19 protein-coding genes are annotated in these 22,758 nt (G+C 64.7%); 5 read left to right on the forward strand and 14 right to left on the reverse strand.

Features of this window, described 5'->3' with window-relative positions:
• Nucleotides 1–64: 64 nt before the first annotated feature.
• From tcuB to tcuA, 3 genes are read right to left on the reverse strand one after another with little or no spacing between them, the layout of a single operon-like run.
• Nucleotides 65–1,171, reverse strand: a complete 1,107-nt coding sequence (gene tcuB, locus BcanWU425_RS31065; RefSeq protein ID WP_204513748.1) for a tricarballylate utilization 4Fe-4S protein TcuB — start codon at nt 1,169–1,171, stop codon at nt 65–67.
• Between the two features lie 4 nt (nt 1,172–1,175).
• Entirely contained in the window at nt 1,176–2,204 is a 1,029-nt protein-coding gene (locus BcanWU425_RS31070; protein ID WP_085384376.1) for an esterase, read from the reverse strand.
• Between the two features lie 28 nt (nt 2,205–2,232).
• Nucleotides 2,233–3,624, reverse strand: coding sequence for an FAD-dependent tricarballylate dehydrogenase TcuA (gene tcuA / locus BcanWU425_RS31075; RefSeq protein WP_204513747.1), 1,392 nt, complete (start codon nt 3,622–3,624; stop codon nt 2,233–2,235).
• Nucleotides 3,625–3,778: 154 nt separating this feature from the next.
• Between tcuA and BcanWU425_RS31080 the strand changes: the two genes are divergently transcribed.
• Nucleotides 3,779–4,462 (forward strand): GntR family transcriptional regulator, encoded by a 684-nt coding sequence (locus BcanWU425_RS31080; RefSeq protein WP_231188853.1) that lies wholly within the window; start codon nt 3,779–3,781, stop codon nt 4,460–4,462.
• Between the two features lie 12 nt (nt 4,463–4,474).
• On the opposite strand, the gene ybaK is transcribed toward BcanWU425_RS31080, so the two are convergent.
• From ybaK to mobB, 8 genes are all read right to left on the reverse strand, one after another.
• Nucleotides 4,475–4,948: a Cys-tRNA(Pro) deacylase gene (gene ybaK / locus BcanWU425_RS31085; protein ID WP_204513746.1), complete on the reverse strand. Its 474-nt coding sequence runs from the start codon at nt 4,946–4,948 to the stop codon at nt 4,475–4,477.
• A gap of 245 nt (nt 4,949–5,193) precedes the next feature.
• Complete coding sequence (gene fdhF, locus BcanWU425_RS31090; protein ID WP_204513745.1) at nt 5,194–7,962, reverse strand: formate dehydrogenase subunit alpha; 2,769 nt, start codon at nt 7,960–7,962, stop codon at nt 5,194–5,196.
• Nucleotides 7,959–9,668, reverse strand: coding sequence for an NADH-ubiquinone oxidoreductase-F iron-sulfur binding region domain-containing protein (locus BcanWU425_RS31095; protein ID WP_018456151.1), 1,710 nt, complete (start codon nt 9,666–9,668; stop codon nt 7,959–7,961). The genes fdhF and BcanWU425_RS31095 overlap by 4 nt, the downstream gene beginning before the upstream one ends.
• Before the next feature lie 248 nt (nt 9,669–9,916).
• A complete protein-coding gene (locus BcanWU425_RS31100; protein WP_204513744.1) occupies nt 9,917–10,204 on the reverse strand; it encodes a hypothetical protein in 288 nt (95 codons plus the stop codon).
• Between the two features lie 91 nt (nt 10,205–10,295).
• Complete coding sequence (locus BcanWU425_RS31105; protein ID WP_018456153.1) at nt 10,296–11,951, reverse strand: OFA family MFS transporter; 1,656 nt, start codon at nt 11,949–11,951, stop codon at nt 10,296–10,298.
• A gap of 318 nt (nt 11,952–12,269) precedes the next feature.
• Nucleotides 12,270–12,533 carry a sulfurtransferase TusA family protein gene (locus tag BcanWU425_RS31110; RefSeq protein WP_018456154.1) on the reverse strand — a complete coding sequence of 88 codons (264 nt, stop codon included), beginning with the start codon at nt 12,531–12,533 and terminating at the stop codon, nt 12,270–12,272.
• A 66-nt stretch (nt 12,534–12,599) separates the two neighbouring features.
• Nucleotides 12,600–13,856 carry a molybdopterin molybdotransferase MoeA gene (locus BcanWU425_RS31115; protein WP_204513743.1) on the reverse strand — a complete coding sequence of 419 codons (1,257 nt, stop codon included), beginning with the start codon at nt 13,854–13,856 and terminating at the stop codon, nt 12,600–12,602.
• Between the two features lie 9 nt (nt 13,857–13,865).
• The gene (gene mobB, locus BcanWU425_RS31120; protein WP_085350470.1) at nt 13,866–14,393 is read right to left on the reverse strand and encodes a molybdopterin-guanine dinucleotide biosynthesis protein B; all 528 of its coding nucleotides are present in this window, start codon (nt 14,391–14,393) and stop codon (nt 13,866–13,868) included.
• Between the two features lie 207 nt (nt 14,394–14,600).
• Between mobB and fdhD the strand changes: the two genes are divergently transcribed.
• Both fdhD and mobA read left to right on the forward strand, forming a co-directional pair.
• Nucleotides 14,601–15,491, forward strand: a complete 891-nt coding sequence (gene fdhD / locus BcanWU425_RS31125) for a formate dehydrogenase accessory sulfurtransferase FdhD (protein ID WP_085359762.1) — start codon at nt 14,601–14,603, stop codon at nt 15,489–15,491.
• On the forward strand, nt 15,478–16,113 hold the full coding sequence (gene mobA, locus BcanWU425_RS31130) for a molybdenum cofactor guanylyltransferase MobA (protein WP_085384396.1): 636 nt from the start codon (nt 15,478–15,480) through the stop codon (nt 16,111–16,113). The genes fdhD and mobA overlap by 14 nt, the downstream gene beginning before the upstream one ends.
• A 7-nt stretch (nt 16,114–16,120) precedes the next feature.
• Here the strand turns inward: mobA and BcanWU425_RS31135 are convergent, their stop codons facing one another.
• Genes BcanWU425_RS31135 through BcanWU425_RS31145 form a run of 3 tightly spaced genes read right to left on the reverse strand, consistent with a single transcriptional unit; the run spans nt 16,121 to nt 20,077 of the window.
• Nucleotides 16,121–18,070 carry a molybdopterin biosynthesis protein gene (locus tag BcanWU425_RS31135; RefSeq protein WP_085384383.1) on the reverse strand — a complete coding sequence of 650 codons (1,950 nt, stop codon included), beginning with the start codon at nt 18,068–18,070 and terminating at the stop codon, nt 16,121–16,123.
• A gap of 12 nt (nt 18,071–18,082) precedes the next feature.
• Nucleotides 18,083–19,189 carry a molybdopterin-binding protein gene (locus BcanWU425_RS31140; RefSeq protein WP_204513742.1) on the reverse strand — a complete coding sequence of 369 codons (1,107 nt, stop codon included), beginning with the start codon at nt 19,187–19,189 and terminating at the stop codon, nt 18,083–18,085.
• A gap of 54 nt (nt 19,190–19,243) precedes the next feature.
• Nucleotides 19,244–20,077, reverse strand: a complete 834-nt coding sequence (locus BcanWU425_RS31145; protein ID WP_204513741.1) for a substrate-binding domain-containing protein — start codon at nt 20,075–20,077, stop codon at nt 19,244–19,246.
• Nucleotides 20,078–20,378: 301 nt separating this feature from the next.
• Here BcanWU425_RS31145 and BcanWU425_RS31150 point away from each other — a divergent pair, with 301 nt between their 5' ends.
• Together BcanWU425_RS31150 and BcanWU425_RS31155 are read left to right on the forward strand one after the other, a co-directional pair.
• Nucleotides 20,379–21,272 (forward strand): helix-turn-helix transcriptional regulator, encoded by an 894-nt coding sequence (locus tag BcanWU425_RS31150; RefSeq protein ID WP_204513740.1) that lies wholly within the window; start codon nt 20,379–20,381, stop codon nt 21,270–21,272.
• 99 nt (nt 21,273–21,371) lie between these two features.
• On the forward strand, nt 21,372–22,601 hold the full coding sequence (locus BcanWU425_RS31155) for an ABC transporter substrate-binding protein (RefSeq protein WP_204513739.1): 1,230 nt from the start codon (nt 21,372–21,374) through the stop codon (nt 22,599–22,601).
• The last annotated feature ends 157 nt before the right edge of the window (nt 22,602–22,758 follow it).

The following is a 22,758-nucleotide window of genomic DNA, read 5'->3' on the forward strand; positions in this document are numbered from 1 at the left end:
CACGAGGCGCCTCAATCAGGCGAGGCGCGGTGCCCCGATCGGCCGCTTCCGCGCCGCCTGAATCTCAAGAACCGGCTTCTCCGCGTCGCTCCTGCGCATAACGCACCAGCGCCGCGAAGCGATAGATGCCGTGCACGAACTTGCCGTAGGGCATGGTGATGAACAGCGCGAACACTGCACCTAAATGGAGTGCCAGCAGCGGTCCCATGGCGGCAGTCTCCCGCAGAATCAGAAGCAGCATGCCGGTGAACCCGGTCAGGAACAGCATGGCGATGAAGCCGACATCCATGCCGTAGCGCTGCTCGTCGAGCAGCGCCGGATCGCGCCGCATCTTGGCGACGAACAGGCCGATCGGCCCGATGATCAGGCCGATGCCGCCGAGCGTGCCGAGAACCACCGGCAGATCCCACCACGGATACGGCGCCTCGCGGCCGAGCAGATAGTGATACAGCGTTGCGACCGAGGTCGCGGCGAAGCAGAGCAGGAAGCCGTAGAAGGTCAGGTGATGGAAAAGCTTGCGCCGGTCGGTCGGCTTGTCATCCTCATTGTAGCAGCCGACGCCGCCACCATGGAGGTAGCGCAGCTCACCAGCGTCGCGCATCGCCTGAAAGATCGAGCCGCCGTCCGCACGGCCGCCGATCGGCGGGCCGATATCCCGCCAGAAGGCACGCACGCTCATCACCAGCGCGAAAATCGCATAAAGGAAGGCGGCGCTGAACAACGCTGCCATCGCGTTGTGCGGCATCAACTTGTAGAACGCGCCGGGGCTAGTGTGCACGCCAAACAGCACGCTGCGGTCGTTTAGGGCAGCGAAGCCGAGTATGAAGGCGGCCATGCTGAGCGCGGCGACGATGCTGATGACGAGACCATTGCGGGCGAAGGCACCGGACAGCGCCTGAGGCCAGGCATAGGTCGCATAGGATTCCGCGCGCGCGATCGCCAGCGTCTGCGGGACGTTGACGTTGAATTCGTGCGGCGGCGAGAACTGGCAGTCGACGTAGCAGGCGCCGCAGCCATGGCAGAGATTGGCGAGATAATTGAGGTCGCCGTCGGAGAAGGCGCGGCGCATCTCCATGGCGGGAAAAACCGCGCAAAGGCCTTCGCAGTAACGGCAGGAATTGCAGACCGTCATCAGGCGGTCGCCTTCATCCAAAATTCTGCTTCCGTGCATGGCTTTACTTCGTCAGGCCTTTGCCCTCGAGCCATTTCTGGATCAGGGCCGCGACCTCGAGATTGTTCTTGTCCATCATCACCATATGCGAATTGCCCTTGATGCCTGTCTGCGGGAGATCGATGATGTCGACGCTGCCGCCGGCCGCCTTGATGGCGTCCGCAAAGGCGATGCCGTTGGCGCGGATCTTGGGCCAGCGCGAATCGCGCTCGATATAGTCGCCGTAGATGATGAGGGTCGGGATGTTCTTCAGCACATCCGCTTTGGCGGGATCGCCGATGCCGGCCGGCTCGATCGCAATCAGCGCCTTGACCTTGTCAGGGCGGGCTTGCGCGACCTTGAAGCCGAAGGTGCCGGCCTGGCTGTGGAACAGAAGCACCGAGGGGCCGACGCGATCGATCTCAGCGATATAGGCGGCGATGGTCGCATCGTCGGTCGTGGTCCAGCGCGGTACGTTCTGCTTGACGAAATTCTCGTAACCCTCGACGGGGAACTGGTTGCCCGGCAACAATTTTCGCTTGGCGGGATCGGGATCGTACGAGTTCGGCCCATCGCCGATGCGGAAACGCTCGAACGGGTTGGCCGTGGTCAGGAAGACCGGCTCGCCTTTGAAGATATCGGGATATTGCGCCCAGCCCGCGCGTCCGCGCTCTACTGCGTCGGAGTTATAGACCCCCCACCCCATGCGTAGAAAATAATTCAGCCAGCCTTCGCGTCCGTCAGGCGTGGTCTCGTAGGTGACGCCGGTCAGTCCGCCGCCATGCCACATCAGCAAAGGATAGGCACCCTTCTCGTTTGCCGGCAGGAAATACTGAACATACATCTGCTCGACCTGATACGTGCCGTTGGGATCAACCTTGGCCGGCACTCCGCCGGGCGCGAACACGACCTCCCTCACCGGCTTGCCCGAGATTTCGACAAGACGGCCACCGACATGGAACGAGCCCATGTCTCGCAGCGTGATCGGCTCGGCCGCGTGGGCGTAGCCGACGGTCAGCAGCGCCGCGATCGAAGCAATGGCAATGCGTGACATGGTTCCTCCCTCGTGTCTGTTCTTCCGCCTAATTCTTCGCGTGGCGTGCCGCTTCCCGTCCTGCGATCCGCCCGAACACGCTGCCGATGGTCATGCCCATGCCGGCGGCATAGCCCTTGCCGAGCACGTTGCCGGCCATGATCTCGCCGGCCGCGAACATGTTGGCCGACGGCTTGCCGTCAGCCATCAGCATGCGCGCTTCCCTGGTCACGCGCGTGCCGAGATAGGTGAAGGTGATGCCGGGCCGCACCGGATAGGCAAGGTAGGGCGGTGTCTCGATCCGCCGTGCCCAATGCGTCTTCGGCGGCGTGATGCCTTCCGTGCGGCAATCGTCCAGAATGGTGTGGTCGAAGGTGCCGGGCTGCACCGCGGCGTTGAATTCGGTGATCGTCTTTTCCAGCGCGGCCGGATCGAGCTCGAGCTTGCCGGCAAGCTCAGCCACCGTCTGCCCTGCGATCGGCGGGAATAGCGTCGGCATGAAGCTCGTGACCACGGTGGAGTCGAAGATGATGTAGGCGATCTGTTCGGGCTGCGCGGCCACCAGCCGGCCCCAGATCGCGTAACGCTTCGGCCAGATGTCCTCACCTTCATCATAGAAGCGCTGCGCGTGCTTGTTGACGACGATGCCAAACACGACAGAATCGTGCCGCGTGATGATGCCGCCGTCGAATTTCGGCGCGCGCGCGTCGATCGCGACCGCATGGCACTGGGTGGGGTCGCCGACCTCCTGCACGCCCTTGGCGAGCAGCATCTTCAGGATCGAGCCGCGGTTATAGGGGGTACCGCGGATCAGGAAATTGTCGGCGGCCTCACCCCAATATTGCTTCAGCCATTCGATGTTGGCCTCGAATCCGCCGGCGGCGGCGACTAGCGACGTCGCGCGGATCTCGGTGTCGCCCTTGATCGGCCGCCTGAGGTGGGCGGCGAGAAACATGCCGTCTTCGATCATGAGGTCGATAACCTCGGCGTCATATTCGATTTCGACGCCGAGCTTCTCGGCGGTGAGATAAAGTGCGTTCAACATCGCGCGGCCGCCGCCGAGGAAGAATGAGTTGGTGCGGCCGAGGCCCAGCGTGCCGCCGAGCGAGGGCTGCCAGCGCACGCCCTGCTCCACGATCCAGTTCAAGATGTCCTTGGACTCGCGGATCATGTGCCGGGCGAGCACCTCGTCGGTCTGGCCGCCGGTGACGCGCAGGAGATCCTCCCAAAACTCTCCCTCGGTGTAGGGGCCGGTGAGGATTTCGGTCGCCTCGTCATGTGCGCAACGCATGTTGCGTGTGTGGCGCGTGTTGCCGCCGCGATAGAACTTTGGCGCGCCTTCGAGTACCAGCACCGATGCCCCACCGCGTCGCGCGCTGATTGCCGCGCACAGCGCCGCGTTGCCGCCGCCGATCACCAGCACATCGTATTTGCTGCTCATGCCGTCTGCCCGATGCGACGAAGTTGGAGACATTCTGCCCGCCGGCGGCCCGGTCAATCCGGTCTGCCATTGCGCACCTTTGTATACAAAGATATACAGAAATCCAACAAGCGCCATCGCTGCATGGGCAGGATGCGCGAGCCCACGAGGACGCATGGCAAGACGCCCGACAAAGGCAGGCGGCTCGATCGCGCGCGGCGGCGGCGTGGCGCTCGGCGAAGCCGTGTTCCGCTCGCTCTGCGAGGCGCTGCAGGCCGGCAGCTACCGTGCGGGCGACCGCCTGCGCGAGGAAGAGGTCGCCCAGCGGCTGAAGGTCAGCCGCACCCCGGTGCGGGAAGCTCTCGGGCGGCTTGCCGCGCGCGGGTTCGTCGAACCTGCCGGCGGCCGCGGCCTGATCGTACGCAACCTCGACATCTCCGAGGTGCTCGAGCTCTACGCCATGCGCGAGATCATGGAGGGCGTTGCCGCCCGACTTGCCGCCGAGCACGCGTCTGCGACCGAGGTCGACGCGCTCAGGGACATCGAGCAGACCTTCGTGGAAGCCTCGGGGACTGATCCCGCCGAGATGGCGCGGCTCAACCGCGCCTTCCACGAGGCGATCTGCCGCGCCGCGCGCAACCGCTATCTCGACAACGCTTCGCGGGAATTGCAGGACTGGATCGCCCTGCTCGGTCCAACCACGTTCACCGTATCCGGTCGCCCGTCGACCAGCCACGGCGAGCACCAGGCCATCATCGACGCCATCGCGGCTCGCGACGGCGGCAAAGCGGAGCAGCTCGCGCGCACACACATCCGCGAAGCGCTGCGCTGTCGGCTGAAGCTGTTGCAAAAACAATAGCAGAGCGCCGCCTCAGGCGACCAGTTCCGCGACGATCGCCTTCAACACGTCCCGCACATCGCCCGGACTGAGCCGCACCTGCAGTCCGCGCTGACCGCCATTCACGTACACGTAATCATCCGCGAGCGCGCTCTGCTCGATCACGGTGCGCACAGGCTTCCGCTGCCCGAATGGGCTGATGCCGCCAACCTTGTAGCCGGTGAGGCGCTCGGCCTCAGGCGGCTTCATCATCTGCGCCGACTTGCCGCTAACAACAGCGGCGAGCTTCTTCATCGAGACTTCCTGATCGGACGGGACGATCACGCAGACCGGCTTGCCGTCGACCAGCGCCATCAGCGTCTTCAAGACGCGCGCGGGATCCTCGCCGAGTGCGGATGCAGCCTGAAGGCCGATGCTCTCGGCGTCGGGATCGTAGTCGTAGGTGTGGACAGTGAAGGCAACACCGGCGGCCGTGAGCGCGCGTGTGGCTGGGGTGGCTTTGGACATGGACGATGTCTAGCACCGCCGCTGCGAGAAGCGAAGGGACGGCGACACGGATGGACACATGCACCACAGCCTCAGCGTCGTCCCGGCGAAGGCCGGGACCCATAACCACAGGGAGGAGTTTGGAGAAGACTCGTCGTTCGGTACGCCCACCATCCGCTAACGAGACACCTCGCGGTGTGGGTCCCGGCCTTCGCCGGGACGACACCGCAGGCATTGTGCCGCCAAATAACCGGCGAGCGCGCAGCCTACTCCGCCGCGTCGCGCATCTCGGCCCGCTCCGCCCTGGCCGCGCAGAACTTGAACTCCGGGATCTTGCCGAACGGATCGAGCGCCGGGTTGGTCAGGAGATTGGCCGCCGCCTCAGCGTAGCAGAACGGCATGAACACCATGTTCTCGGGCACGTCGCGGTCGGAGCGGACCTTGACCTCGACCGCGCCGCGGCGGGTCTCGAGCCGGATGAAATCGCCCGGCGCGAGCTTCTTCCTGTGCATGTCCTTCGGCGACATGAACGCGACCGCCTCGGGCTCGATCTGGTCAAGCACCTGCGCGCGGCGGGTCATCGAGCCGGTGTGCCAATGCTCGAGCACGCGGCCGGTCGAGAGCACCATCGGATATTCGGTGTCGGGGATCTCGTCCGGCGGGATGACGTGAGCCGGAACGATCTTGCCGCGGCCGCTGGCGGTCGGGAAGCCCGTGGTGAAGATGATCTCGTTGCCGGGCACGTCGGGACCGTCGACGGGATAGGTCACCGCGCCTTCGCGCACCAGCCGCTCCCAGGTGATGTTCTTCAGCGACGGCATCAACTCCGCCATCTCGGTGAAGACCTCGCCGGGACCGGCATAATTCCACGGCAGCCCCATGCGCTTGCCGATCTCCTGGATGATCCAGAGATCCTGCCGCGCATCGCCCGGCGGCTTGATCACCTGGCGTGCGAGCTGCACGCGGCGATCGGTGTTGGTGAAGGAGCCTTCCTTTTCGGCGAACGCCGAGGCCGGCAGGATGACGTCGGCGTGGAACGCGGTCTCCGTGACGAAGAGATCCTGCACCACGAGATGGTCGAGCATGGCAAGCGCCTGGCGCGCATGCTGGAGATCGGGGTCGGACATCGCTGGATTTTCGCCCTCGATATACATGCCCTTGATCTCGCCGGCATGGATCGCGTTCATGATCTCGACCACGGTCAGACCGCGCACGGGATCGAGATCCTGGCCCCACAGCTTCTCGAAGGCGCCGCGCATGTCGTCGCGGCCGACCGGCTGATAATCCGGCAGGAACATCGGGATCAGACCGGCATCGGAAGCGCCCTGCACGTTGTTCTGGCCGCGCAGCGGATGCAGGCCGGTGCCGGGACGCCCGACCTGGCCGGTGATCAGCGCCAGCGCAATCAGGCAGCGCGCATTGTCGGTGCCGTGGACATGCTGGCTGATGCCCATGCCCCAGAAGATGATCGACGATTTTGCCCGCGCATAGGTTCGCGCGACCTCGCGCAGGGTCTGCGCCGGGACACCGCAGATCGGCTCCATCTTCTCCGGTGTGAACTCCTTGATCTTCTCCTTGAGCTCCTCGAACCCCTCGGTGTAGCCGGCGATGTACTGATCGTCGGTCAGCCCTTCGGTGATGATCGTGTGGATCATCGCGTTCAGCATGGCGACGTCGGAGCCCGGCTTGAACTGCAGATGCTTGGTCGCATGGCGCGACAGCGTCTGCCGGCGCGGGTCCATGACGAATAGCTTTGCGCCGTTCTGCTTGACCGCGTTCTTGATGAAGGTCGCGGCGACCGGATGATTCACGGTCGGGTTGGCGCCGATCACGATGATGACTTCGGCGTCCATCGCAGCCGAGAACGGCGCCGACACGGCGCCCGAGCTCAGACCTTCGAACAGCGCCGCGACCGACGAGGCGTGGCACAGACGGGTGCAATGGTCGACATTGTTCGAGCCGAAGCCGGTGCGCACCAGCTTCTGGAACAGATAGGCCTCCTCGTTGGAGCCCTTCGCCGAACCGAAGCCGGCCAGCGCCTTCACGCCCTTCTCGTCGCGGATCTTGACCAGGCCTTTGGCCGCGATGTCGAGCGCTTCTTCCCAGCTCGCTTCGCGGAAATGCGTGAACGGATTGGCCGGATCAACCTGGTCGTTGGAATCCTTCTTCGCGTTGGGCAGCCGCACCAGCGGCTTGGTCAGGCGATGCGGATGATGGATGTAGTCGAAGCCGAAGCGGCCCTTGACGCAAAGGCGGTTGCGGTTGGCGGGGCCGTCACGGCCCTCGGCATAGATCACCTTCTCGTCCTTGACCTCATAGGTCACCTGGCAACCAACGCCGCAGAACGGGCAGAGCGAATCCACCTTCTTGTCGGCATAGACGACACGGGTCTGCGCCTCGTCCAGCATTACGGCCGGCATCAGGGCCCCGGTCGGACAGGCCTGCACGCATTCGCCGCAGGCGACGCAGGTGGATTCGCCCATGGGATCGTCGAAATCGAACACGATTTTCGAGCCGTGACTACGATAGGCCATGCCGATGACGTCGTTGACCTGGACCTCGCGGCAGGCGCGCACGCACAGGCCGCACTGGATACAGGCGTCAAGATTGACGCGCATGGCCGGATGGCTGGCGTCGGTCGCCCAACGCTCGGCGGCGGGGAAGCGACTCTCGGTGACCCCAGTGGTTTCGGCCCAGTGCCAGAATTTGGAGTCCGGATCGTGCGAGGTCTCGCGCGCCGGCTGGTCGGCGACCAGCAGCTCCATGACCATTTTTTGCGCGGAAACCGCGCGCGCGCTCTCGGTCTTCACCTTCATGCCGACCGATGGCGTGCGCTTGCAGGACGCCGCGAGCACGCGCTCGCCCTCGATCTCGACCATGCAGGCGCGGCAATTGCCGTCGGGGCGATAATCCGGCGCGGGCGAGTAGCACAGATGCGGAATCTCGCGACCCTGGCGTTTTGCGACTTGCCAGATCGTCTCGCCTGCATTGGCCTCGACCTGCTTGCCGTCGAGCTCGAACGTAATCTTCGTCATTCGGCCGCTTCCTTGAACTCGTCAGGGAAATATTTAATCACGGTGGCAAGCGGATTCGATGCCGCCTGTCCGAGCCCGCAGATCGAGGCATCGCGCATCGCCTGGCTCAATTCGTCCAGGAGAGCGCGGTTCCAGACCGGTTGCTGCATCAGCAGCGCGGCCTTCTGGGTTCCGACGCGACACGGCGTGCACTGGCCGCAGCTCTCGTCCTCGAAGAACTTCATCAGGTTCAATGCGGCCGCGCGCACGCTGTCCTTTTGCGACAGGATCACGATCGCGGCAGAGCCGATGAAGCAGCCGTATTTTTCAAGCGTGCCGAAATCGAGCGGGATGTCGTCCATCGCCGCCGGCAGGATGCCGCCGGACGCACCACCCGGGAGGTACGCGTAGAACTGATGGCCATCGGCCATGCCGCCGCAATATTCGTCGATCAACTCGCGCACGGTGATGCCAGCAGGCGCGAGCTTCATGCCGGGATTCTTGACGCGGCCCGAAACCGAGAAGCTGCGCAGGCCGTGCCGCTCATGCCGGCCGTGGCCCTTCCACCAGTCGGCGCCCTTCTCGATGATGTCGCGCACCCACCACAAGGTCTCGATATTGTTGATCAACGTCGGCAGGCCGAACAGACCGACTTGGAATGGATAAGGCGGCTTGTGCCTGGGTAAGCCGCGCTTGCCCTCGATGCTTTCCAGCAGCGAGGATTCCTCGCCGCAGATATAGGCGCCAGCGCCGCGGCGCATGTGCAGCGTCGGACCGCCCGGCGGCAGCTTCGCGATCTCACGTTCGAGGATTTCGCGCGAGGCCGGATATTCGTCGCGCAGGTAGATGTAGATATCCGAGGCCTGCACCACATGCGCACCGATCAGCATGCCCTCGAGGAAACGGTGCGGATCGCTCTCGAGATAGACGCGATCCTTGAACGTGCCGGGCTCGCCCTCGTCGCCGTTGATCGCCATCAGGCGCGGGCCGGGTTCACCAAGCACCGCGCGCCATTTACGTCCCGTCGGGAAGCCGGCGCCGCCGAGACCGCGCAACGAGGCGTCGTCGAGCGCCTTCAGCAGGTCGTCCGTCGGTAGTTCGCCCGAGCACAGGCGATTGAGCAGCTTGTAGCCGCCGCCGGCGACATAGGCTTCATAGCCGATATAGTTGGGCAGATGCGCGTGGGTATCGCCAGCCTTCGCCGCCGCCATGACATTGGCCACCGTCGCATGGTCAACAAAGTTGTGTCCGACTTCCGCGGCAGGCGCCGTATCGCAGCGGCCGACGCAGGGCGCACGCACCACGCGGATGCCGGGACCTGACGCGTCTTGCAAATCCGCGAGCAGCTTCTCTCCGCCGAGCATCGCGCAGGTCAGCGAATCGCAGACGCGGATCGTCAGCGGCGCGATATCGGGCTCGCCTTCCTTTACCACGTCGAAATGCGCATAGAAGGTCGCGGTCTCGAACACTTCGGCGAACGCGAGCTTCATCTCGTCGGCGAGCGCGGCGAGATGCGCGGCCGAGATCTGGCGGTACTGATCCTGGATCAGGTGCAGATATTCGATCAACAGGTCGCGACGCCGCGGTCGGTCGCCGAGCAACTGCGCGATCTCATGAGAGGCGGTGGGATCGACCTGCCGTCCCTTGGGTGTGGATTTGGCGCGCTTCCGTCCCTGGCCGGGATGTTCGAACTCGCGAACCTTGTGAACGTCGTCGTTGCTGCTCATGGAGACGTCGCGTTCTCTTCAAATGCGTGATGAGTTTGGACCGGACCGCCAAGGCGATCAGTCTTCATTTCCCGACTCGATCAAACGGAACCACCGGTTCCTGCGTCCCGCCGATCAAGCCAAATTCGACGCAACTCTAATCTCTGGTATGCCAGATGCAAGAGAATTTAGAGCGTCTCTAGAATGATTTAGGAGGCAGGCGGTCGCCCGCCGTGCCCTTTTGCGCAAGCGTCGGATGGAACCCGATCTCAAGTCTTGCTCATGCACTCTTCAATGTAGAACCAGCGATCGTCGCCGGCGAGGCCCTTGGACTTCACGTCGGCGCGGCAGGCTTTCAGCTTCGGCTTGTTGGTTGCCCATTTCGCCTTCATGTCTTTCAGCTTCTGCATGGTGAGCTTCATCTTGCCAGGTTTGGCTTGCGTCGCTGCAGCAGGCGCCGCCGGCGGCGTCGCCGTCTGCGCGGATGCGGCATGAAGGCCAGCGACGAGGAACACGGCCGCGAGGCAAATTCGAAGGCAAATTCGGGTGCGAATCATTTCAATCCCCCTAAGTCCCATTTCTGATGATGTCCGAAAGGCCAACGAAGCGGGACGCCTGATGAGCATCCCGCTTCTGTCTCGACGACGGTCAGAAGATCTTGACCGCGCTCTCCAATGTCTTCCAAACACCCCAAAGCAGGGGGACGCCGACGAACGCCCAGAACAGCGCCGCCTTGGCGTCAAGCCCGCCAAATCCGATGCCGTAGGAGCCGTGCGGCCCCGCGGCGGCGGCGCTGGCGCTTGCAGCCTGCAACTTGGCGACATCGGCGTCCTTCATGTGCCACTTCGAATCGACCGGCTTGATCAGATAGTTGCAGATCAAGCCCGCAATCAGCATCGCACAGAGGATGTACATAGTCGTGTTGTAGAGCTGATCGCGCGGCACGCCTGCCGCGAGCTGGAACTCGCGGATGTAGTTGACGACGACGGGACCGATGATGCCTGCGGTGGACCACGCCGTCAGCAGCCGGCCATGGATGGCGCCGACGAACTGGGTTCCGAACATGTCGGCGAGGTAAGCCGGCACGGTGGCGAAGCCGCCGCCATACATCGATAGGATGATGCCGAAGCCAAGCACGAACAGGAGCTTCGAACCCATCGCCGCAAAGGTCGGCGCCAGCGCGTAGAGCACGATGCCCAGGATGAAGAACGTATAGTAGGTGTTCTTGCGCCCGATCTTGTCCGACAGCGATGCCCAGAAGAAGCGGCCGCCGATGTTGAACAGCGACAACAATCCGGCGAATCCCGCGGCGATCGCGGCGATCTGCGCCTTCTGTCCCGCATCGAGCGCGTTGAAGCCCACCTCCGGCAGGCCGATCAGCTTGCCGGCGAAGATCTCCTGCAGCATCGGCGATGCCATGCCGATCACACCGATGCCGGCCGACACGTTCAGGCACAGCACCCACCAGATCAGCCAGAATTGCGGCGTCTTGTGCGCGTCGTTGAGATGGACGTTGGCCTTCGAGATCATCGCGTTGGCCTTCGACGGCGCGGTCCAGCCCTCGGGCTGCCAGCCGGGCGGCGGCAAGCGATAGCGGAACGCGCCGATCATCATGAACACGAAGTAGATGACGCCCATCGTGACGAAGGTCTCCCAGACGCCGACCGAGGTCGGGGTCTTGAAGTAGTTCATCAGGAGGTTAGCCAGCGGCGCGCCGATCATGGCGCCGCCGCCGAAACCCATGATGGCCATGCCGGTCGCCATGCCGCGACGGTCCGGGAACCACTTCACGAGCGTCGAGACCGGCGAGATATAGCCAAGACCGAGACCGATGCCGCCGATCACGCCCGAACCCAGCCACAACAGCCAGAGCTGATGGGTGTAAACCCCGATCGCACCGAGGAAGAGGCCGCCGCACCAGCACAAGGCCGAGACGAAGCCGGCCTTCCGCGGGCCTACGCGCTCCAGCCAGCCGCCCCAGACCGCAGCCGCGATACCGAGCAGCACGAAAAAGAGCGTGTACATCCACCCCATGCTGGCGACCTTCCAGTCGCAGCTGGTCGTGAACAACTCCTGAAACAGTGACATGTCTGCGCACGCCTTCGGCGCGGTGACTCCGATCGCACGCGACAGCGGCAACCAGAAGACCGAGAAGCCGTAGGCCATGCCGATACAGAGATGGATGCACAGCGCAGCCGGCGGCACCAGCCAGCGATTGAACCCGGCGGTCGCGATGGTCCGCTCGCGATCCAGAAAACCTGCGCCGGCACCCGAAAGTGTTCCAGCGCTCTCGATGGTAGACATGCATTCCTCCCCTAAAGCCGCCCTTCTGAACGGCCTGCCACGACGGTCCTGTTCCTCAGCCTGCAGCGCAGCCCTTGTCCCTGCTGCTCCGCACAATGATCGACGCGCGCCAGGATCGTCACGCGCATCCGAGACGTTAAACCCCTAACCGTGGGGACTATGCCCGACGCCACGGCCGGGCTTCTTTCGACGGCCCATTTGCTCCGCATATCGCAGGCACGACTCGACCTCCGCGTCTCGGCGGAGGACCTCAATTGGGGCAGAAGTGATGATCGATGTCGATAGACAAAAGGTAGGTATCAACCGAGTGACCGCGAGCTAAGTGGGCGGCGCACCATTGATATTTTCTATCGATCGATCGGCCTTCTCAATCAAGAACACGATGCGCGCGTCGTTGCGCTCGGTGATCTCTACCGTGTCGCCGGTCTCTCGGATCAGGTTCGGAATGTCAATCACCGACAGCGGATCGGTGCAGTACACTTCGAGCTGATCCCCCGGATGCAACGGCTTCAGCGCTTTGCGCGTCTTCAGGGCGGGCAGCGGGCATTTCAGTCCGGTGAGATCGAGCGTCGTTCTGGTCATCGGCGCAACATGGCGGGAGCGACCGATGGCGTCAACGCCGAGCCAGCACCAGCATCACGTTCAGACTCAGAGCAAATCGGCATAGGACAGGAAACCCACGCTCTGCCCCGGCTCGACACGCGTGACCTCCTCATCGAGCTCGATGAGGCCGTCGGTGTCGACCAGAGAGGACAACAGCCCAGCCCCCTCGCGTGGAAACTTGATTGCCTCGAGTGCGCCGTCCTGCGTGCGCCGCAAGGAGGCGCGAACATATTCGCGTCGGCCCGCCTTCTTCTTGTAGGTGAATGCCGCACGCACCGGGATCGGCAACAGCGGCGCCGGCAGGCTGCCCGCAAGGGCCAGCACCGTCGGCCGCACCACATGCACAAAGGTGACGAAACTCGCGACGGGATTGCCCGGCAATCCGATCAGCGGCGTGCCCTCAATGATGCCCATCGCCACGGGCCGTCCCGGCTTGATCGCCATCCGCCACAACACCAGCGAGCCGATGCTTTCGACCGCGGCCTTGACGTGGTCCTCCTCTCCGGTCGAGACGCCGCCGGTGGTGAGGATCAGATCGTGCGTGCCTGCGACCTGCTTGAGGCCATTCGCAAGCGAGGTACGTTCGTCGCGCAAAATGCCGAGATCGCTGACCTCGCAGCCGAGCCGGCGCAGCATCGCCATCAGCATGAAGCGGTTGGAATCGAACAGCTGCGAGGCCGCGCGCGGCTCGCCGGGCGAGGTCAATTCGTCACCGGTCGAGAACACCGCGACACGGATGCGCCTGACGACGTCGAGCCCGACCAGGCCGAACGCCGCCGCGAGCGCGACATGTTGCGGCAGCAAGCGCTGGCCTGCGCGCAGCGCGACGTGGCCCTGGGGGATGTCCTCTCCCGCAGGGCGGACATTCGCGCCCGGCTTCAGCCCCGGCGGCAGCACAATTCGGCCGGCGTCATCGACGCGGACGTCTTCCTGCATGAAGACGGTTTCGGCATCCGGCGGCATCGGCGCGCCGGTGAAGATGCGCGCGGTGTGGCCGGCCTTGATCGGCGCCAGTGCCAGACCGCCGGCCTGGATGCGGCCGTCGAGCGGGAGTGCCCGCTCGGCGCTGTCCGGAAGATCGGCGTTGCGCACGGCGTAGCCGTCAACAGCGGAATTGGTGAAGGGGGGCAACGGCAGCGGCGCCGCGATATCGCGGGCCAGCACCCGCCCATCAGCATCGATGAGCCTTACGGTTTCGAGATCGACAATCGCGTTGACGCGGGTCGTGATCAGGCCAACCGCCTCGTCGACCGACATCATCGGTCCGCCGAAGGCAAAACAATCGTCCGACAATTGCGCCATGGTGCCTCGTCAGCGCATCGCAGCGCTTTTCGCGACCGCTTCCTCGACCGGCATCGCCGCGCGCAGCAGCAATTCCGCGGCAGCGGCGATATCGTCGAGATGGACGGTCGGCAGTCGCGTTTCAATGGCGACATCGGCCGCGATCCCGTAAATTCCGGGATCATCGGGAAACAGCAACGGCTTGTCGTTGGCCGCGCGATGCACCTCGATCTTGCGATGCGGCTCGCGCTTGAAACCCTCGACCACGACGAGGTCAACGGCTGACAATTTGCTCAACAGTTCCGGCAGACGCGGCTCCGCCGCCCCGCGCAATTCGTGCATCAGCGCCCAGCGATTTGACGAAGCAACCAGCACCTCGGCCGCGCCGGCTTCGCGATGGCGCCAGGAGTCCTTGCCGGGAACGTCGACGTCGAACTGGTGATGCGCATGCTTGATGACCGAGACGCGCAACCCGAGCGCATTGAAATGCGGGATCAGCCGCGTCAACAGCGTGGTCTTGCCCGCACCGCTCCAGCCCGCAAGGCCGATGACTTTCATTCCAGCTCCGTCTCCGCGAGCGACCAGGTCCCTGATGGAACCACTCTCTCTTCCGTCATTGCGAGCGCCGCGAAGCATCTACGAATGGATCCACAGCGGCAGCCCGGATTGCTTCGCTTCGCTCGCAATGACGAATGGGCGGCATTTCGTTCGCTCGCTAGCATGCTTATATCGGCTTGACCCGAATGTCATGCTAACGTCGCGGCCATGATGAAGATCGACAAAGCCCCAGTGCCCCTGATCGTCCCTGATACCGACGACCCGCGCCTCACCGAGAGCGTGACCGGGACCGACCAGTCCGGCGCCAGAATCGAGATCAAGGTGCCGGTGGAGCGGCCACTGACGCTCTACCTGAATTCGCAGGAGATCGTCACCATGATGACGATCGGCGACTATCCGGAATATCTGGCGCTGGGCTATTTGCTCAACCAGAACATGCTGAAGTATAATGACGCGGTCACCGAGGTCGAATACGACGACGACCTCCAGGTCGTGGTGGTGCGCACCGAGCATCACACCAATTTCGAAGCCAAGCTGAAGAAGCGCACGCAGACATCGGGCTGCGCGCAGGGCACCGCCTTCGGCGATCTGCTGGAGGCGGTCGAGAGCGTGGCGCTGCCGAAGGCGGAGCTGCGGACCTCCTGGCTGTACCAGATGACGCAGACCATCAATACCATGCCCTCGCTCTATCTGGAGGCCGGTGCGATCCACGGCTGCGTGCTGTGCAGGGAGGGGGAGCCGCTCTGCTACACGGAGGATGTCGGCCGTCACAACGCCGTCGACAAGATCGCGGGCTGGATGTACCGCCACGGCGTCGATGCATCCGACAAGATCCTCTATACCACGGGACGGCTCACCTCTGAGATGGTGATCAAGACGGTCCGCATGGGAATTCCGATCCTGGTGTCGCGCTCCGGCTTCACCGCCTGGGGCGTCGATCTCGCCCGGCAGGTGGGCTTGACGCTGGTCGGCCGCGCGCGCGGCAAACGCTTCATCGCGTTGTCGGGGGAAGAGCGCATCGTCTACGACCAGAACCTCGCTTACGTCGAGGAGGAAGCGGCCAAGCACAAGCGCAAGGGTGAAGGTGGTGACGATTAGCTTTCCGACCACGCAAGGCGTGCTGCTCGCCGGTGGCCTCGCGCGGCGCATGGGCGGCGGCGATAAGCCGATGCGCACCATTGGCGGCCGCACCATTCTGGAACGCGTGATCGCGCGCCTATCACCCCAATGCAGCGGGCTGATCCTCAATGCCAACGGCGATCCCGCCCGCTTCGCCGCGTTCGGTTTGCAGGTCGTTGCCGACGACGTGCCCGGCTTTCCCGGTCCGCTCGCCGGCATCCTTGCCGCACTCGACTGGACCGCGGCGAACCGGCCTGAGGCGAAGTGGGTGCTCAGCGCCGCCGGCGACTGCCCCTTTCTGCCGCGCGATCTTGTTGCACGCTTGCATGACGAACGCATCGCGGCGAATGCCGAGCTCGCCGTTGCGGCGTCGGGCGGCCAGTCGCATCCGGTGATAGGCTTGTGGCGCGTTGGCTTGCGCGACGAACTGCGTCACGCGCTGGTGGTCGAGGATCTCCGCAAGATCGACCGCTGGACCGCGCGTTATCCGCTCGCGACCGTGACGTGGCCGACCGAACCGCTCGATCCGTTCTTCAATGCCAATACGGTCGAGGATATCGCGGAAGCCGAGCGGCTCGCCGCACTGGATGCGGCGTCCTAACCAAGCTCTACGCCGGCCGGAATCCGGCCCGCTCCAGCGCGGCACGCGCTTCGTCCGAGCCGAGCGCATCGAGAAAGGCCCGCACCGCCGGACGCTGCTTCCGCGCCGTCACCAACGCGAAGTCATAATGCTCCTCCGCGAGCGGAATGAAACCGAGGCCGACCGCCTTGGCGACCGGCGCAATGGTCATGCCCCAGTCGGCGCGATGCTGCGCGACCGCCGCGGCCACCGCGTTGTGCGAGCGTGGCTGGTTCCAGTAGCCTTCCGGGCGCGCACCACCGAGCAACCGGTCGATCAGGATGCGCGTGCCGGCGCCCTGGTTGCGGTTGACCATGATGCAGGAGGGATCAGCGAGCGCCGCGACGACGGCGTCCTTCGCGCTGTGGCCTTCGAAACGCTTGTCGCCCTTGCGGAACACGATGCCCTGCATCCGTCGCCAGCCCGGCACGAGTTCGAGACCTTCGACGAGGTAAGGCGCATTGTAGGTCTCGCTCTTGTCGTCGAACAGATGGATCGGCGCCAGATCGCATTCGCCGCGCCGCGCCGCCGCAAGTCCGCCGAGACTGCCGACCGCGATCGAGCGCACGGTCAGCCCGGCATGCGCGAGTTGCGCCGTGACGAGATCGAGGCCGGCGCAATGACTGCCGACGATGACGAGATCGGGCACCCGCACATGCGGCGTGAACAGCGTCACCTCGGCTTCGGTCCCGGCCGGCATCTGGTCGGCGAGTGCGTCGATGCGCAGAAAACCGTCGGCCTGCGCGAACGACGTGATCGCACCGGACCCCTTGCCTGAGGGATAAGCGATCAAGCCGTCCTTGCCTTCGACCAGCGAGACCATGACGAATTCGGTGCGGCCGAGCTCGGAAGCAATGCGCACCGGCACGGTCGCGTTCACCTTGGCATCGGAGCGCGGCGGCAGTCCGGCCATTTTGCGCAACACCGGCACGATCATGTCGTGAAAGGTGAACATCGCCGAGGTCGGAAAACCGGGAAGGATCACCACCGGCTTGCCGTCGCACACCGCAAGACACAGCGGCTTGCCGGGCTTGAGCGCAATGCCATGCGCGATGATGCCGGGCTGGCCGAGCCGGCCGATGATGCGATGAGACAGATCGCCGGCGCCTTTCGACGTGCCGCCGGAGAGCACTAGCATGTCGGCGTCCGCCAGCGCACGCCGCATGGCGGCTTCGAGCTGAGCTTCGTCGTCGGGAATGGCGCCGAGGAAAACCGCCTCTCCGCCGTTCTCGTCGATCGCAGCAGTGACGATCGCGCCGTTGGTATCGTAAATCGCAGCAGGCGCGAGCACCTCGCCGGGCTGAACCAGTTCGTCGCCGGTGGAGATCACGGCCACACGAGGTTTGCGCACGACGCTCACCTCGGCAAGACCGCAAGCCGCCAGCATGCCCACCTCGCGCGAGCCCACGATCGTGCCGGCGCGCAGCAGCGCCTCGCCGCGCGCGATATCGGATCCTGCGTAGGATATGAATTGCCCGGGCGAGGCGGCGCGACGGACGTCGATGGTGGCCAATCCCGCCGGCTGGGTATGCTCGACCATGACCACGGCATCGGCACCGCGCGGCAGCGGACCGCCGGTGGCAATCGGCGTTGCCGTTCCCGCCGCCACCTGCAGCGCGGGTACGGTGCCGCAGTGAATAGTCTCGCCATTCAGCCCGAGGCGAACTTGCGCACCTTCGCCGGCTGTCGCAAGGTCCGCTGAGCGCACCGCGAAGCCGTCGACGTTGGAACGGTCGAACGGTGGCACGTCGATTGGCGCAGTGATGTCTTCAGCAAGCGACGCGCCGAGCGCTGCTGCGAGCTTGCGTCTTTCGCTTGAGATCGCGCGAGGGAACAGCGCAGCCTCGAAGCGTGCCTGGGCCTCCTCGCGGGAAAGGATTTTCAGGAACTGTTCCTGTTCGAGTGCGCTGCGGACTTGCGATTGCGGGATCATGGTCATGCTAAACCCATATCATTCCCGCATCAGATAGGCATCGACCGGCGCGCCCGCTGCAAATCCCTCGTGGCCGGCGGGAACAAGCAGCCATGCATCAGCACGGGCCATTGCCTGGAGCGGCCATTCTCCTACCGCAAGCGGCACCCACGCATGATGTTCCTCGGCCAGCAGGACCATTTCGGCGATGCCGACGCTGGATGCAATTTTTCGCGCGAGCGGCAAGACTATCTGTCGGCGCGGCTGCCGCGCCGACAGAAGGTCGACGAGCGGCAGCACGAGCGCGAGCCAGACCGCGAGCGCATGGTCCGGCGATCCGGGCAAGCCGACGACAGGAATGGTTCCCAGCCGCCCGATCGCGGCGGTGCGTCCGGGCTGGAGCGCAAGACCATGGGCGATCACGTCACCACCCTGGGCCAGCGCCGTGACCGCGGCATCCTTGCGACCGACGCCGCTGCCGCCGATCGTCAGCAGGAGATCGCAGGTAGGCGTCCCCAACGTCTCCGCGATCGATCCCGCGTCTCGCGCGCCGGCCTCGCTCGTCTGCACATCCAGTCCAGCGGCGCGAGCAATGTCCGCGATCAAATGCATGGTCAGCGTTGCACCTGATACATTGACAATGCGCAGCCGCGGACGGCGCACGCTCAGCCGGTCCAGCCCGGCGGCGCGCGCGAGCAAAAGAGCGGCAGGACCGACCGGATACCCCTCTGCGGCGGCAGGCGTTCGTCCGTCGATGTCGCTTCCTGCGCGCCTGACGCCCTGCCCCGGCACGCCCTCCGCCAACACCTGGGCGAGCGGACCAGACACCTCGACTGCGTCAGCATCGAGCACACAGTCGCATCCCGCCGGCATCGCGTCGCCGGCATCGACCCAGGCGGGCGCTGTCGGCAGCGGCAGCGGTGAATAGGAGGACGCGCCGACCAGATCATTGGCGCATAACGCCCAGCCGTCCGCGGCAGCGACGTCACAGGATGGTCGAGGCGCGAGCAGCGGATTGCCCGCGGCGATGCAGCCGGCCGCTTCGCTCAGCGGCAACTCCACCGGCGTGAGCGGATCAAGCCCCTTCAGCAACGCGGCGAGCGCGGTGTCGAGTGGCGTCAGCGATGGCGGCAGGCGCTGGGTCATGCGCCATGATGGACCATGCATCGCCCGGTTTGGCAACCGCTGGCGACACGAACGTCAGCCGCCCGATTTGTCCGCATTGGGGAAGAACAGTTGTTGTCCGTCGACCTTGTATCCGGCGATCGCCGCCTGCCCGTCCGGCGAGATCAGCCAGTCGACGAAGTCTTGCCCCAATTCCTTCTTGACGTTCGGAAACTTCGCGGTGTTCACCAGCATCACGCCGTACTGATTGAGCAGCCGCTTGTCGCCTTCGACGACGATGTCGAGATCGCCGCGATCCCGAAAAGCGATCCAGCTGCCACGGTCGGACAGCACATAGGCGTTCGCCGTGCGCGCTGCATCAAGGGCTGAGGCCATGTCCTGCTTGGCTTCGCGATACCATGCGCCCTTGGTACGGGCGATGTCGATGCCGGCGACGATCCAGAGCGCGAGCTCTGCGGCATGCGTGCCCGAGCGGTCGCCGCGCGTCACGAACGGCGCGCCCTTGCCCTCGATCGCCTTCAGCGCGGTCGCGATGTCCTTGCCCTTCACGCCGGCGGGATCGCTCTTCGGCCCGATCAGCACATAGTCGTTGTACATCACGTCAAAGCGCTTCACCGCAAAACCGTCGGCAACGAATTTCTCCTCCTGCGGCCGTGCATGCATCAGCACGACGTCGACTTCGCCCCTTCGTGCCCCCTCGAGCACCTCGTCGGCGCGCCGCGCGATCACCGTCACCTCGATGCCGGTCTTCTCACGGAACATCGGCAGCAGATAGTCGAGCAGGCCGGACTCCTGCGTCGCTGTGGTCGTGGCGAGCACGATCGCGCGGTCCTCCGCGGATGACGCTGCAACGCCGGCGACGAGGCCGCAGAGAAGCGCGAGTGCAACGGAGAGGCGGCGGACGGCCATGATCGGGTTCCCACTGGCTATGACGCGATCATGATGCTGATGGATTGCGCCGCACTCGTGACGCGTTTGCACATTGTGCCCGCAGCGTCGGGAAATTCCGGCAATGCGCCGCGCGCGAAGACCGCAAGATCCGCACCACGCGAGCGATTCAGGATCGTTCACCAAGGCAGAAATCGCGCGTGGGGATGTGTTGCAAAGCAGCGAGATGATCGGGCATGGTCGTGGCGGACAAAACTTGAAATGCAGAATTCCACCTGCGTCGAACTTCAAAAAGAAGCAAGAATTTGCATAGGAATGCAGGATGGAATTCCTGACGACCAGCGAAGCCGCCGACTATCTTCGGCTCGGCGAACGCAAGCTTTACGAACTCGTCACCACCGGTGCGATCCCCTGCACCAAGGTGACCGGAAAATGGCTCTTCCCGCGGCACGAACTCGACCTCTGGGTGCTGTCCGGACTGGCGCGCCCGGCCGGCATGCTGATCGCGGAGCCGCCGCCGGTCGTCGGCGGCAGCCAGGACGAGCTTCTGGATTGGAGTCTGCGCGAATCCGGCTCGGGCCTGGGATCGATGAGCGAGGGCAGCGCGCGCGGGCTCGAGCGCTTGCAGCGGGACGAGGTGATGGCCGTGGCAATGCACTTCCACAGCCTCGATGCCGACGGCAATCTTGCCGCCGATGCCAATGCGACGGCTCTGCGAGACGCTCCGGACCTGCATGATGCATTGCTGGTCGCGTTCGCGCGCCGCGAGCAGGGTCTCGTGCTGCCGCCGGGCAATCCCAAGCGGCTGCGCGGCCTTTCCGACGTGCTCGCGCTCGGGGCCAGGATGGCGATGCGACAGCAGGGCACGGGCGCGCAGATGCTGCTCGATGTGCTGCTGAAGCGCGCCGGCGCCTCGGCGCGCGATTTGCGCCGGATCGAGATGCCGGCCCTGACCGGGCCGGATCTCGCCGAGATCGTTCGCGCGGGACAGGCCGATTGCGGCATCGCGACGCGTGCGTCCGCGCGCTCGGCCGGCCTCGATTTCGTGCCGCTGGTCTGGGAGAACTTCGACCTCGCGATGCGGCAGCGCAGCTATTTCCGCCCCGCTATGCAGGGCCTGATCCGGTTCCTCGGCGAAAAGCGGTTGCTCCAGCGCGCCGAGGAGCTGACCGGCTACGATCCCTCCCCGGCCGGACAAATCCGCTTCGCCGCCTGACGTTGACGCCCGCCCCCAAATAGTTGCAAAAGAAACCAATTCAGCCGGGCCATACCCGGGGGTACACCGGCCAACGCGCCGGATCAGGGGAGGACAAATATGAAGCCAACGAGATTTGGACTGCCGGTCGCTGCCGGCTTTGCAGCGACGTTCCTGGCGGCGACGCTGCTGCCGGGCGCCGCAATGGCGCAGGTGTCCGACGACGTCGTCAAGATCGGCGTGCTCACCGACATGAACGGTCCGGCCTCGGCGCCGACCGGCCAGGGTTCGGTGACGGCGGCGCAGATGGCGATCGACGATTTCGGCGGCACCGTGCTCGGCAAGCCGATCAGCATCGTCGTCGGCGACCACCAGCTCAAGGCCGATATCGGCGGCGCCATCGCGCGGCGCTGGTACGACGTCGACCAGGTCGATCTGATCGTCGACGTACCGGTCTCCGCGGTCGGGCTCGCGGTGCAGAACATGGCCAACGAGAAGAAGCGGCTGTTCATCACCCACTCCACCGGCACCGCCGATTTCCACGGCAAGTTCTGCTCGCCCTATGCGATCCAGTGGGTGTTCGACACCCGCGCGCTCGCGGTCGGCACCGCGGACGCGGTGGTCAAGCGCGGCGGCGACAGCTGGTTCTTCATCACCGACGATTATGCCTTCGGCCATTCGCTGGAGCGCGACGCCTCGGCGGTCGTGACCGCCAATGGCGGCAAGGTGCTGGGCTCGGTGAAGCCGCCGCTGGCGACGCCCGACCTCTCCTCCTTCGTGCTGCAAGCGCAGGCCTCCAAGGCCAAGATCATCGGCATTGCGGCGGGTCCGCCGAACAACATGAACGAGATCAAGACCGGCTCCGAATTCGGCGTGTTCAAGGGCGGCCAGCAGATGGCGGCGCTGCTGGCGCTGATCACCGACATCCACGGCCTCGGCCTGCAGGCAGCCCAAGGGCTGTTGCTGACGACATCGTTCTATTGGGACCTGGACGACAAGACCCGCGAATGGTCGAAGCGCTACTTCGCCAAGATGAACAAGATGCCGTCGATGTGGCAGGCCGGCGTCTATTCGAGCGTGATGCACTATCTCAACGCCATCAAGGACACCGGCACCGACGATCCGCTCAAGGTAGCCGCCAAAATGCGGGAAAAGCCGATCGAGGATTTCTTCGCCCGCAGCGGCCGCTTACGCGAAGACAATCTGATGGTGCACGATCTGTGGCTGGTGCAGGTGAAGACGCCGGAGGAAAGCAAATATCCGTGGGACTATTACAAGATCCTCACCACGATCTCGGGCGACAAGGCGTTCGGTCCGCCGGACCCGGCGTGTGCGATGGTGAAGAAGTGAGGGTGTAGCGAAGCCGCGCTGACGGTGCACCCTCTCCCCTTGCGGGAGAGGGTGGATTCGCGAAGCGAAGCCGGGTGAGGGGTCGTCTCCGCGAGTCCAACTCGCTGTTGAGTTCGCGGAGAGATACCCCTCATCCGGCGCTTCGCGCCACCTTCTC

The organism is Bradyrhizobium sp. WU425 (assembly GCF_021052305.1).
Classification (GTDB): domain Bacteria; phylum Pseudomonadota; class Alphaproteobacteria; order Rhizobiales; family Xanthobacteraceae; genus Bradyrhizobium; species Bradyrhizobium canariense_D.